General features: G+C 72.3%; 6 protein-coding genes. 2 read left to right on the top strand and 4 right to left on the bottom strand.

Annotation, left to right across the window (positions count from 1 at the left end; all coding sequences use genetic code 11):
* Positions 1-8: 8 nt before the first annotated feature.
* The 4 genes from JAV76_RS12140 to JAV76_RS12125 form a co-directional block, all read right to left on the bottom strand.
* A complete protein-coding gene (locus tag JAV76_RS12140; RefSeq protein ID WP_198734333.1) occupies positions 9-1,391 on the bottom strand; it encodes a VWA domain-containing protein in 1,383 nt (460 codons plus the stop codon).
* A 144-nt stretch (positions 1,392-1,535) separates the two neighbouring features.
* Positions 1,536-6,278, bottom strand: coding sequence for an ExeM/NucH family extracellular endonuclease (locus JAV76_RS12135; protein ID WP_198734332.1), 4,743 nt, complete (start codon positions 6,276-6,278; stop codon positions 1,536-1,538).
* A 257-nt stretch (positions 6,279-6,535) separates the two neighbouring features.
* Positions 6,536-6,907 (bottom strand): sterol carrier family protein, encoded by a 372-nt coding sequence (locus JAV76_RS12130; RefSeq protein ID WP_198734331.1) that lies wholly within the window; start codon positions 6,905-6,907, stop codon positions 6,536-6,538.
* A complete protein-coding gene (locus tag JAV76_RS12125; RefSeq protein ID WP_198734330.1) occupies positions 6,907-8,382 on the bottom strand; it encodes an RNB domain-containing ribonuclease in 1,476 nt (491 codons plus the stop codon). Before JAV76_RS12125 ends, JAV76_RS12130 begins: the two co-directional genes overlap by 1 nt.
* A gap of 246 nt (positions 8,383-8,628) precedes the next feature.
* Between JAV76_RS12125 and JAV76_RS12120 the strand changes: the two genes are divergently transcribed.
* A complete protein-coding gene (locus JAV76_RS12120; RefSeq protein WP_198734329.1) occupies positions 8,629-9,606 on the top strand; it encodes a hypothetical protein in 978 nt (325 codons plus the stop codon).
* Positions 9,607-9,833: 227 nt separating this feature from the next.
* Positions 9,834-12,479 carry a LuxR C-terminal-related transcriptional regulator gene (locus JAV76_RS12115; protein WP_198734328.1) on the top strand — a complete coding sequence of 882 codons (2,646 nt, stop codon included), beginning with the start codon at positions 9,834-9,836 and terminating at the stop codon, positions 12,477-12,479.
* Positions 12,480-12,501: the final 22 nt, after the last annotated feature.

The following is a 12,501-nucleotide window of genomic DNA, read 5'->3' as shown; positions in this document are numbered from 1 at the left end:
CCGTCATCCTAGGCGGCGCCCCCGAGGACGCCCGCGGCGCGCGCCGCCCGGATCCAGTCAGGGAGCTCGCTGAGGAGCCGCTTGTAGAGCTCGTCGTCGGAGACCTTGTCGATGTCGTCGAGCTCGAAGAACCCGACGTTGTCGACGACGCGGCCGTCGAGCTCGTCGAGGTCGGTGAGCAGCCCGTAGTTGGCGCGCCCGATGCCGACGAACTGCCAGAAGGCAGGGAGCGCGGAGGCCTCGCGGACGAGCTCGGTGATCGCGCGGCGCCGGGAGAACCCGCCGTCGGTGAAGAAGAGCACGAGGGTGGGCACCGCTGCGCCCCGGTGCAGGCTGTCCATGATGGTCCGCATGATGGGGATCTCGTCGTTCGAGAGCCCGATGGAGTCGTAGTCGAGCCCGCCGTGCCGGCCGGTGAGGTGGACGTACGTCTTGGTCCACTCCTCGAGCCCGGCGACGGTGAGGTCCGGCAGGCGGAGCTGGCCGCGCGCGTAGAGGTAGGGCTCGAGGGCCCCGTCGTCGTCGAGCTGCACCGCCACGGGGACCATGCGCTCGACGACGCGGTGCACCACCTGCCGCTTGTACTGGCGCTGCATGGACCCCGTCTTGTCGATGACGAGGACGACGCGGGCACGCTCCTGTGCTGCGCCCTTGGTGAGCAGCACCCGGTGGACGGCCTCCTTGCGCAGCGAGAGAACCTGGCGCTTCTCGAGGGAGAGCCGCTCCTCGCCGGGCGCCGTGCGGACGCCCTCCTGGCGCGCGGGCACCACGGGCGGGGCGGGTGGCGGGGGCGGCACCGGAGGCATCACGGTAGCGGGCGGGGCCGGCTGGGCGGCCGACGCGGGAGCTGCGGGGGCCGCGGCCGCAGCAGGCCTCTCGGCGGGCTCGTCGTCGACCGCGACGCCGAGCTCGCGCACGAGGTCCGCGAGGCCGCCGTCCCACCCGGCGGAGACGTTGCGCACCTTCCAGGCGCCCTGGCGCCGGTAGATCTCGAGGAGCACGACGGCGCGTTCCGTCGTGAGGCCGGACACGATGCAGCGCGCGTCGTCCGCGCCGCTGCCCGCGGAGCTGCGGACGGCCGCGCCGAGACCGGCCGTGTCGGCGAGCGCCCCGGGGGCGGAGTCGTCGAGGGCCACGGCGACGGCGACGGTCGTGACGTCCGCGGGGACGCCTGCGAGGTCGACGGTGATGGCTCCCTGGTCGACGAGCCGCAGTGCTCCCTCGGCGGAGGCGGGCTGGTTGTAGAACACGAGGTCGTGGTCGCCCCGGACGGTGCCGGCGTCGGTGAGCTGGAAGGCGAGGAGGTCGACGGTGCCCTGCACGGCCCCGGTGACGGTGACGGTGAGGTCGGTGCTCGTCAGGGGCGTGTTTGCCCCTCGTGCCAGGTCCACGGGTGCTCCTCGGGTCGGTGGTGCGGTCATGCTAGCGGTCCCGCCCGTACACAGTCCCGGGGCGGACGGCCGGAGGGCCACGCACCGTCCGGTGCGTGGCCCTCCTCAGGCGCTCAGGTCCTCAGGTGCTCGAGGTCCTCAGGGTCAGAACCACCACCAGGACGACGTCCCGCGGTAGGGCTCCACGTACGTCTGGGCGGCCGGGCTGCCCTCGACGGTGGTGGTGGCCTCGATGGTGGCCGTGCCGCGCGGGATGCCGCCCCGCGTGGTGAAGACGGAGATCACGGTCTGGCCGGGACGGACGGACCCGTAGGTCCGGGTGCCGTACGGCGTGGTGACGGTGATGCTCGTCGTGGTGCGCTCGAGGTTCGTCGTGAGCACGTACACCTGGGAGGTGCCGAAGAGCTTGACGGAGAACGCCTCGGTCCACAGGTGGACGCCTCTGGTGGGCGGCGCGTCGACGCTCTCGACAGTGAGGGGCACCTGCACGGTGGTCCCGGACGGGGCCGCGACGAGGACGAGCGCGTACTCGCCCTCCGCGGTCCCGGCGGGCACGGTCACGGTGACGGATGCGGCACCGTCGGTGACGGGGGCGGTCGCGACGGGTGCCGCGGCCGGGTCCCGTTCCTCGCCCGCGGGGACGAGGTAGGCGCTGACCTCGGTGTTCGCCGGCGAGCCGAGCGAGGTGAGGTCGAGCCGTGCGAGGTCGAGGGTGGTGGAGGCCCCCGCGTCGACGGTGCCCGGCAGGTCGCCGGCCTGGACACCGCGTCGTGCGAAGTCGGGGCTCAGCGGCGAGCTCGCCTCGATGTAGGAGATCCATGCCTCCCGGTCGACGAGCCCGGAGTCGCGGGCGTCGGTGCCCTCGGTGAAGACGGTGAAGTTGTCACCGCCGGTGGCGAGGAAGGAGAACGTCGCGATGCGGTACTCGGTGGCGGGGTCGATGGGCTCCCCGTCGACGGTGACCGACGTGATGCGCTCGCCCCGTGCGTTGTCGGGGTCGTACGTGTAGCTCACGTTGTCGGAGAGCCCCAGGTTGAGGAAGGGGCGCGAGCTGCCGTCGGGCTGCCACTGCTGCTCGAGGAGCTCGGTGAACTGCTCCCCGGTGAGGGTGACGGACCACAGGTTGTTGACGAACGGCAGGACCGCGTTGGCCTCCGCGTAGGTGATGACGCCGTCCTCGCCGTGGCGGAGGTCGGCGCGCAGGCCACCGGGGTTGACGACGCCGATCTGCGCTCCGCCGCGCTCGGCGGGCGCCAGGGTGTCGCGCAGCGACTGGGCGACGAGGTTGCCCAGGGTGGACTCCGACGACCGGTCGTCGCGGTTGCCGTCGACGAACGCCGTGGTGATGTCGGCGGTCACGGACCCGACGGGCTGGTTGCCGATGACCGCGGCCTCCGCGAGGGCGGCGTCGACGATGGTCCTGACCTCCGCGACGCGGGGGTACGTGGCGACGAGCTCGGCGGCGGGCGTCGTGGTGCGTGCCACGTTCTGGACGGTGTAGGCGGTGACGTCGAGGGTGTCGGGGTCGAGGATCAGGGTGACCTGGCCGATGTTCTCGCCGTAGCTGCCCGTCTGGACGATCGGGCGGGTCCGGCCGTCCGTGCCGGGGACCGGGGCGTCCCACGCGTACTGCTTGTGGGTGTGCCCGGTGAAGATCGCGTCCACCCGGGCGTCGGTGTCGGTGACGATGCGGGCGAACTCGCCGCCTGCGGCGACCTCCTCCTCGAGGGTGGCACCGTCGGGCGTGCCCGCGGGTGCACCTTCGTGGAAGAGGGCGACGACGACGTCGGCCTCACCGTTGGACTCGTCGCCGTCGCTCAGCTGCTCGGTGACGCGGTTCACGGCGTCGACGGGGTCCCCGAAGTCGAGGGTGGCGATGCCGGCCGGGGTGACGAGCGCCGGGGTCTCCTCGGTGACGGTGCCGATGACGCCGACCCGCACCCCGTCGACCTCGAGGATGTCGTACTCGCGCAGGGCGGGGGTGGTGGTCCCCTTCTCGTAGACGTTGGCGCCGAGGTGGTTCCAGTCGGACGCGTCCTCGACGCGGCCCACGAGGTCCTCGAGGCCCTTGTCGAACTCGTGGTTGCCGACGGCGGACGTCGCGAGCTCGAGGGCGTTGAGGACGTCGATGGTGGGCTGGTCGTCCTGGGACGCCGACGCGAAGACCGACGCGCCGATGTTGTCGCCCACGGAGAGGAACGCGGTGCCCTCGGGGTTCTGGGCGCGCAGCTGCTCGACGGTCCCGGCGAACGCGACGGTGTTCGCGTCGATGCGACCGTGGAAGTCGTTGATGCCGAGGAGGTTGAGCTCGACGGGCTGCGTGCCCGTGCTCAGGCCCACGACGATGGGGTCGTGGTCGCTGGACCGGTACGGGGTCTCGTCGTAGAGGATCGTCGCGTTGTAGTTGTAGCGGCTGTACTCGTTGGCGATGGGCTCGACGGAGTTGATGTTCCAGATGTCGACGCCGGTGACGTCCTCGACCGCGGCCTCGGACGCGAAGACGTGATCGAGGGAGCCGACGTACCCGCCGAACAGGTAGGTGTGCTCACCGGTGGTCGCACCGAGGTTGGTGTACCCGGCCTCGGCGAGGACCACGAGCGGGTCCTCCTGGGTGTAGGAGTTGAAGTCGCCGACGAGGAAGACCTCGTCGGTGCCCGCGGCCTCGCCGACCTCGTCGGCGAACGCGACGAGCGCGGTGGCCTGGCGGACGCGCGAGGCGTTGGACGCACCCTGCCCGTCACCGGTGTCGGCGTCCTCGCCGGAACCGGAGCCCTTGGACTTGAAGTGGTTGACGATCACGGTGAACGCGTCGTCCTCGTCGCCGTCCGCCGGGGCGAAGGTCTGGGCGAGGGGCTGGCGGGCGTTGGAGAACGCGGGGTCGTCGAGGATGGTGGACTCCCCCACCGTCTCGATCGCCGCGGGCCGGTAGATGAATGCCGTGCGGATGACGTCCTCCGAGGCGGGGACGTCGGCGGGCGACGGGACGAACGCCCACGCGTCCGTGCCTGCCGCCGCGTTGAGAGCGTCGACGAGGTTCGACAGGGCGTCGTCGCGGTCCTTGCCGAACGCGGCGGAGTTCTCGATCTCCTCGAGGGAGACGACGTCGGCGTCGAGGGCCTCGATGGCGGCGACGATCTTCGCCTCCTGCCGGTCGAGGCTCTCCTGGTTCGCGGCGCCGCGGGCGTCGCACCCGCCGCGCACGGTGAGGGGGCTGCCCTCACGGTCCGTGTAGTAGCTGCAGCCGCTGAGCTCGTCACCGGTGGTGGTGAAGTAGTTGAGGACGTTGAACGTCGCGAGCCGGACGTCGCCGCCGACGTCCTCGGGGGCGTCGGTGCGCGTGTTCCCGAACGTGGCGGGCTGCACGCTCGCAGCGTTCTCCGCGGTGAGGTGCGTGGTGGGCTGGAAGGTCCACGCCTCGAAGCGGTAGTCGAGGACCACGGGCGTCGTGAAGGTCACGGGCGCCCCGACGCGGACGGGCGACCCTGGCGTGAGGTACGGCAGGGGCGTGCCCTTGTTGGCGTTCGAGTTGAAGTTGGTGGTGGCGCCGTCGTCGAGGACGACCGAGCGCGCCTCGGCGTCGGCGACCGCCGCGGCGGCCTCGGGGCTCCCGGGACGCCCGACGTCGGTGGGCTGGACGAGCGGGGCGGTACCGGAGGCGAGGGTGAGCGACCCGTAGAAGTTCGTCGAGTAGTTGTCGGTGACCAGGTAGTCGCCGGCGGGCTGCACGAGCATGCCCTCGAGGGACTCGCGCTGCGCCTCGTCGGCCGGGTAGGCGACGTTCGCGGGCTTGACGGCCTCTGCAGGCTCGTCGAGGACCCGGTAGCTGCTGGGGGTGATCTGGGTGAGCTCGAAGTACTCGCTCACGGTGCCGGTGATCTCGACGTGCTGGCCGACCTGGAGCTCGGCGGCTGCCGCGGCGGAGTACACGAAGAGGCCGTCGGACGCGGTGTGGGTGGCGAGGTCGAGGTCACCCCCGCTGCCGGGCGTCTGGACGTACAGACCGTCGTAGCCGCCCGTGGGGTAGGTGGCGGTGACGACGCCACGGGTGGTGACAGTCTGCCCCACGAGCGGGCTCGCTGGCCCGGTGCCCTGGACGTCGGCGATCGCGACGACGGCGGGGTCCGTCGGCTCGTCCGTGGGCTCCTCGGTCGGTTCTTCCGTCGGTTCCTCGGTCGGCTCCTCGGTGGGCTCCGGGTCGGGGTCGCCCGTCGAGCTGCCCTGCGGGGTGACGGTCTCGAGCAGCGTGAAGTCGGCCGCGTTGTCGTCGGTGTCCACGCCGTCGGTCCGGTTGAGGGACCGCGGGACGTTGTTCGCCGAGGGTGCCGGGGCGACGGCCGTCTCGAAGGTGTTCGACGAGCCGTAGCCGACGAGGTCGACGACCTGCGGCTGGCCGGTCACGGACCCGGTGGGCAGGGTCACGGGGTCGACGCCCGCGACGAGCGCGATGGTGCCCGTCGTCCCTGAGGTGTTGAGACCCGGTGCGACGACGTCCGCCTCCGGGAGCGCGGCCCCGTTGGTGCCGTTGGACCCGCCCGAGACGAGGTAGTACCCGCCCGGCTCGATGGTGCCGCTCAGCGCGGCCCTGCTGTTCGTCGCTCCCGTGCCGGTGGCGGACCGGTACTGGACGGACCACCCGGTGAGGTCGACGGCCGAGGCGGTCGGGTTGTACAGCTCGACGAACTTGTGGGTGAAGGGGGCGTTCGCGCTGCCTCCGCTGAGGTACGCCTCGTTGATGACGACGGCCGAGCCGTCGACCGCTGTCGGGAGGACCGTCGTCCTGGGGGTGGCGGTGGCTGCGGCCGCCTGCCCGAGGACGAGCGCGCCGGAGAGGGCGGCGGCGACCGCGGCCCTCCTCGGCGCTGAGTTCCGCTGGTGGCTCGAGAACACGCTTGCTCCTTCGTGGTGCGACGGGGAGCCGCACGTCGGTGACGCGGGTGGTGGACCGCCGTTGGTCGACCTCGTGCATCACATCCCGTGCGGGTGAACGGACGGTGTCGCCCAGGGCGACACCGTCTGAACTGGACGCTAATGCCGCAGACCGTGGGAAGAAAGACCTATCGCCCTCCAGTTACCGACTGGTAACACTGGGACGCACCAGACCGCCCCGCACGTCCCGGGGCGATCTGGGCGATCGGGACATGACGTCAGCGGCGACGCGCCGCCTGGAGCGGGAGCAGCCGCGACACGTCGGACCGCTCTCCCGAGGCGTGGACGCGGCCCGCGGCCACGGCGTCGGCCCACCGCACCTCGCCGGTGGCGAGCCCCAGCCAGGTCTCCGGGTCGGTCTCCACGACGTTCGGCGGCGTGCCGCGGGTGTGCCGGGGACCCTCGACGCACTGCACGGCGCCCGCCGGGGGCACGCGGACCTCGACCGCATGCCCCGGGGCGACGTCGGCGAGCTCCTCGAGCGTGAAGCGCACGGCCGTCGTCACGTCGACCCGGGTCGCGGCGCCGTCGCGCCACGCGTCGAGGGCGCCGCGACCCGCGGCGGGGTCGGTGCGTCTGCGGACGGCCACTACGCCCCCTCGAGGACGAGCTCGACCCGGCGGTCCTCCACGCTCGCCCCGACGAGCCGCACCGTGACCTCCTCACCGAGCGGGAGCGGCCCGGCCGCAGACCGGAGACGCCCGCGGACGGCGGGGTCGGCGAGCATCACCTGCCCGCTCGTCGGGTCCTTGTCGACGTCGACCACGACACCCACGAACGTCTCCCCGACCCGTGAGGACAGCAGTGCCGCCTCGACGACGTCGACCGCCGCCCGGTCGAACGCGGACGCACGCTGGCCGGTGCGGGCCATCGTGGACGGGAGGTCGTCGAAGGCGTCCGTGACCCAGCCGGGGACGTCGTCCGCGGACCCGCCCGCGCAGAGGGTGAGGCAGATCTCGGTGCCGTACCGGTCCACGAGACGCCGGAGCGGCGCGGTGACGTGCGCGTACTCGGCAGCGATGGCGGCGTGGGCGGAGCCCCCGGGCACGTCGCCCACGAACGTCACGTAGCCGGCGCCGCGGAACAGGGACGTCGCCTCGTGGAAGAACGCCGAGTGCTGGGGGACGCGGGAGTCCAGGCGGTCCAGGAGGCTGCCGTAGGTCTCGCCCTCGGGCCAGTCGATGCCGAGCGCCCGGGCCGTGCGGCGCAACCGTGCGACGTCACGCTCGTCGCTCTCGGGGAGCGTGCGGAGCACACCGATGCCCCCGGCGCGCATGACGCCGGCGGCGGCGATGCCCGTGAGCAGCGAGATCTGGGCGTTCCAGCCCTCGACCGGCAGGACGCTGCGCAGCTCGAGACCGTACGTCCCGTCGCCGTGCACCGTGACCTCCTGCTCCGGGACGTCGAGGGAGACGCCTCCGCGCTCCCTCTCGGCCGCCTCACGGAGCAGACCGACCTCGCGCAGGAGGACGAGCCCCCCGTCGGCCCCGCCGGCGTCCAGTGCCTCCTGCGCCTGCGCGTACGTGAGGCGGGCGCGGGAGCGGACCATGCCGCGGCGTACGTGGGTCTCCTCGATACGGCCGTCCCCGTCGAGGGTGATGCTCCACACCGCGGCCGGGCGCTCCTCGCCGGGGAGAAGGCTCGCCGCGCCTTCCGACAGCACGGGCGGGTGCAGGGGCGTCCGCCCGTCCGGGGCGTAGAAGGTGGCGCCACGCGCGTGCGCCTCACGGTCGACTGCGCCGCCCGCCGCGACGAAGTGGGCCACGTCGGCGATCGCGTAGTGGACGACGTAGCCCTTCGCCCCGTCGGGGCGGCGCTCGACGTGGACCGCCTGGTCGAGGTCCATGGACCCGGGCGGGTCGATCGTGACGAAGGGGAGCTCGAGGGTGTCCCGCGCGTGCGTCCCACCGGCGCCGCGCTGCGCCGACCTCTCTGCGTCCGCGAGGACCGCCGGCGGGAAGGCCAGGGGGACCTGCATCTCCTCGCGGAGGCGGGCGAAGGCGGCGCGGATCCGCTCGGGGAGGGTGGTCGACGGCAGGTCGAGCCTGATGCGACGGGTGGGCATGGTCCGACCCTACGACGCACCGTGCCGGGTCGCCCCGGGGAGGCGTTACCCCGGCGGTGTTATCGGCTAACACACCTCTGGGATCCGCGCGACCGCTGCAGAGGGTGAAAGGCAGGGTTAAAAACCCGGGTACGGAAATTTTCAACCGCTCCGCGCCGGAAGGGTACCGATCAGCGAACAGCTAACCGCTCCGCCGCGAACTCCCCCCGTGACGGAGCGGCCACACGTTCAAGGACAGGACTTCCCGTGCGCTCAACGCCGACCACCATTGCAGAAGACGCCTCCCGCTCCCCGTTCCCGCGCGCCGCGACGGTCCGCATCTCGGCGCTCGCGACCGCGTTCGTGACGGGTGGGGCGGCCATCAGCCTCCTCGTCGCCCCCTCGGCCTCGGCAGCCCAGGCGACCACGACCAGCCCGCTCGCGCAGGCCTCGGTGTCCCAGTCGCTCTCGACCACCTGGGGCCACGACGGCTGGTGGGAGAAGGGCAAGCACAAGGACAAGAAGAAGGACCAGACCACCAAGACCGTCGCGTGGCTCATGCCGGGCAGCACCGGTCAGGTCACCTGGCCCCAGACGCTCGTGAGCGCCGTCCCCGACTGCGGCACCGACTGGTACCAGGTCGACGTGTACCGCTACGGCTCGCAGGCCGAGCGCGACCTGGTCGACGGCTTCATGGCCGACGGCATCCTCGAAGGGCCCCACGAGGACGGCGGCGCGTACCTCAGCCACCAGTTCGTCCAGCCCAAGAACGACCCGGCGGTCTGCACCCCGGCCGAGCCCGAGACCCCGGCCGAGCCCGAGACGCCCGTCGAGGAGCCGGAGACCCCGGTCGTCGACGAGACGCCCGTCCCCGAGCCCGAGACCCCGGCCGAGCCCGAGACGCCCGTCGAGGAGCCGGAGACCCCGGTCGTCGACGAGACCCCCGTCCCCGAGCCCGAGACCCCCGTCGTCGTCGACGAGGAGCCTGTCGTCGTCGACGAGGAGCCCGTCGTCGAGGAGACCCCCGTCCCCGAGCCCGCGCCGGCAGTCACCACGCAGCCCGTCGCCGGTGTCGGCAGCGCCTACGGCGAGGCCCCCAGCACCGCGGTGAGCTCGTCCGGTTCCGAGCTCGCCGTGACCGGTGCCCGGTCCGGCGTCCTCGCGTCGATCGCCGCGGCGCTCGTCGCCGCCGGTGCAGCCGCCTTCTTCATCACCCGTCGGAAGATGCGCGCCTCGCAGCGCTAGTCGACCCCGCCCCTCGGGTTGCCCCAGCGTGACGTTCCCGGCAGATTTCTGCCGGGAACGTCACGCTTTGTGCGTGGTACTGTCCACAATTCACCCCGCACACCTTCTAGGCAGGACCACCGGCGCTCTACGATCGGGGCTCACCCGTCGTGCGGCGCAAGACCAGCAGCGCTCCTCGCTCCACCGAGCAAGGAGAGGATCGGGTGGTCGAAGGGGCCCGACGGCGCATGGCATCACCGACGAGAGACTCACCAGCCGGTGGGTTCTACGGAGGACCCCGCGTACCGTCGTTCCTCATCCCTCGTCCTGAGCTCGTCGCCGAGATCTCCACCGCCGCACCCCTCACCGTCGTCCGCGGCCCCAGCGGCGGCGGCAAGACGGTCCTCCTCGCCGAGTGGAGCGTCAACCGCCCCGAGGACTCGCCGCCCGGCGTATGGGTCACCGCCCACGAGGGCACCGCCACGCGCCTCGCCTTCTGGCGCGAGGTCATCACCACCGTCATCGACGCCGGGTATGCCGCGTACGCACCGGTCTTCAGCCGCCTCGTCGCCGAGATGAGGGTCACCGACGACCCGCGCCGACTCCTCGTCCGCGGGTTCGGACAGCTCCGGACGGCCCTCACCATCGTCGTCGACGACTACCACCACGTGCGGGCCGCATCCGTGCACCCGGACATCGTGTTCCTCCTCGAGCACTGCCCCCACGTGTCCTTCGTCATCGCCACCCGCACCCTCACCCCGCTCGAGGACCCGTCGACGGCCCTGAGCCTCGAGACCGTCGTCGTGGACCCCGCGACGCTGCGGTTCACGCTCTCCGAGACCGTCGCCGCGTTCGACCAGGCCGGGTTCGAGCACGCGCAGACCCTGGGGCTCGCCGCGCACGACATCACCGACGGGTCGGCGATCGCCATCCGAGGGCTCATCGTCACCCTGCAACGTGCCCCCGCGGGCACCGCCGCGCAGGAGATCTCCCCCGAGCTCATCGACGCCAGCGCGTCCGTCCTCCACGACTCCGTCCTGGGGCGCCTCACCCCGCAGACGACGGAGGCGGCCATCCGGTGCTCCGTGGCGGAGGTCCTCACCGTCGACCTCGTGCGCCGCCTCTCCGTCACCGACGACGTGGACGCCGCCGAGGAGTGCCTGGTCGAGCTCGAGGGCGCCGGGGTGGGCATGTGGTCCGTGACGGGCCTGGGCCGCACATTCCAGGTGTCCGCGATGGCGCGGTCCATCCTCTCCGCGGAGCTCCGCACGCGGTACCCGTCGGACGTCGAGGACCTCGTGCGCACCGCCGCCGCCTGGGCCCTGGAGAACGACCAACCGTTCACCGCGTTGCGCGACGCCGTGTCCATCGGGGACCTCGACCTCGCCACCCGGGTGGCGCAGAGCCGCTGGTTCACGCTGCTCTCCTACCACGCGGAGTCCGTCGCCCGGCTCCTGTCGCCCCTGTCGATCCGCCGCCTGTACAGCTACCCCATCCTCGCCATGGTCCTCGCCCTCGCGTACTCGTCGTCGGGCGCGCACCGGGTGCGGGCCATCGAGATGTTCGGCATCGCGAACGCGTCCGCGAAGCTCCGCAGCGCCAAGGCCGGGCCCGCGGAGCGGCTGGTGCTCCTCACCATCCAGAGCGCGTCGTTGCGGTCCACGGGGAACCTCGACCAGGCCATCGGCGTCACCGACCGGGCCATGCGGCTCTTCGCGGACCTGAGCATGCAGCAGCGCGACGAGCTCGCCGGGATCCTGCCCGTGATGCTCGAGCACCTGGGGCTCACCCTCTACTACTCGGGGCAGGCGGACCGTGCCGTGAGTGCGTTCGCGACGAGCTACGCGATGGCCGAGTCCACGGGCGCGGAGAGCCGCCACCACGCCCTCGCCCTCCAGTGCGGCGCGCTGGCGATGCAGGGCGAGATCGCCCGCGTGCGTCCCCTCATCGAGCAGATCCGCGGGGAGATGTGGCCCGAGGGGTGGAAGGAGGGGTACTACGGGTCGCTCTACCGGCTCGCGGAGTCGTTGTCGGCGCTCGAGCAGTTCGACTTCCCGCGCGCCCAGTACGAGCTGCACCTCATGCGCGCGCACGTGAACCTCACGGAGCACTGGCCACTGTTCCGGTACGCGCAGGCCATGATCGACCTCGGCCTGGGGCAGGCGGCTGAGGGCAGCGCAGCCCTCGAGATCGACATGACGACCATCTCGCACCTGCCCGCCATCAGCGACCGGTCCCGCGCGCTGCTCGACTCCTGCCGGGCGGGTCTGCTCATGGCCAACGGTCAGGGCGTCAAGGCGGAGAGCCTCCTCGAGGACCACCCGAAGACGTCACCGTGGACGGCCGTCATGTGGGCGCGGCGCTGGTTGCTGTCCGGGCAGCCCGACAAGGCGATCCGCACCCTGGCCCGCGTGTCCGGGGAGGAGGTGCTCTCCGTCCGGCTGCGCTCGGAGTCGCTCCTCATCCGCGCGGCCGCGGCCCTGCGCCTGGAGAACCCGGCCATGGCCCTGCGGAACGTCGACGCCGCGGTGCGCCTCATGGTGGAGCACCACCTGCGGACCCCCCTCATGCTCGTCCCCCGCAGCGACCTCGTCGCCCTGCAGGCGCTCGCGGCGGCACGCCCCGTCGACCCGGCGGCCGCGGTGCTCTCCGACCTGGAGCAGGTGCCGTCGGTGCTGCCGTCCGCGCTCTCCACCGTGCGCCTCGCGGAACGCGAGCTCGTGGTCCTCAACCACCTGGTGAACACCGGGAACATGGCGGAGATCGGGCGGGAGCTCTTCGTGTCGACCAACACGGTGAAGAGCCAGGTGCGGAGCATCTACCGCAAGCTCGACGCGTCGTCCCGAGAGGAGGCGCTCCTGCGCGCGCACGAGCACGGCCTCATCGGGGACTGAGGCCGTGCTCGGGGCGGTGGGC

The organism is Sanguibacter suaedae (genome assembly GCF_016342785.1).
Lineage (GTDB): Bacteria > Actinomycetota > Actinomycetes > Actinomycetales > Cellulomonadaceae > Sanguibacter > Sanguibacter suaedae.
This window is presented reverse-complemented; position numbering and strand designations above follow the sequence as displayed.

Excerpts from the sequence above, each read along its gene's own strand:
- JAV76_RS12125 (WP_198734330.1), bottom strand. The coding sequence starts at position 8,382 with ATGCCCACCCGTCGCATCAGGCTCGACCTGCCGTCGACCACCCTCCCC.
- JAV76_RS12115 (WP_198734328.1), top strand. The coding sequence starts at position 9,834 with ATGGCATCACCGACGAGAGACTCACCAGCCGGTGGGTTCTACGGAGGA.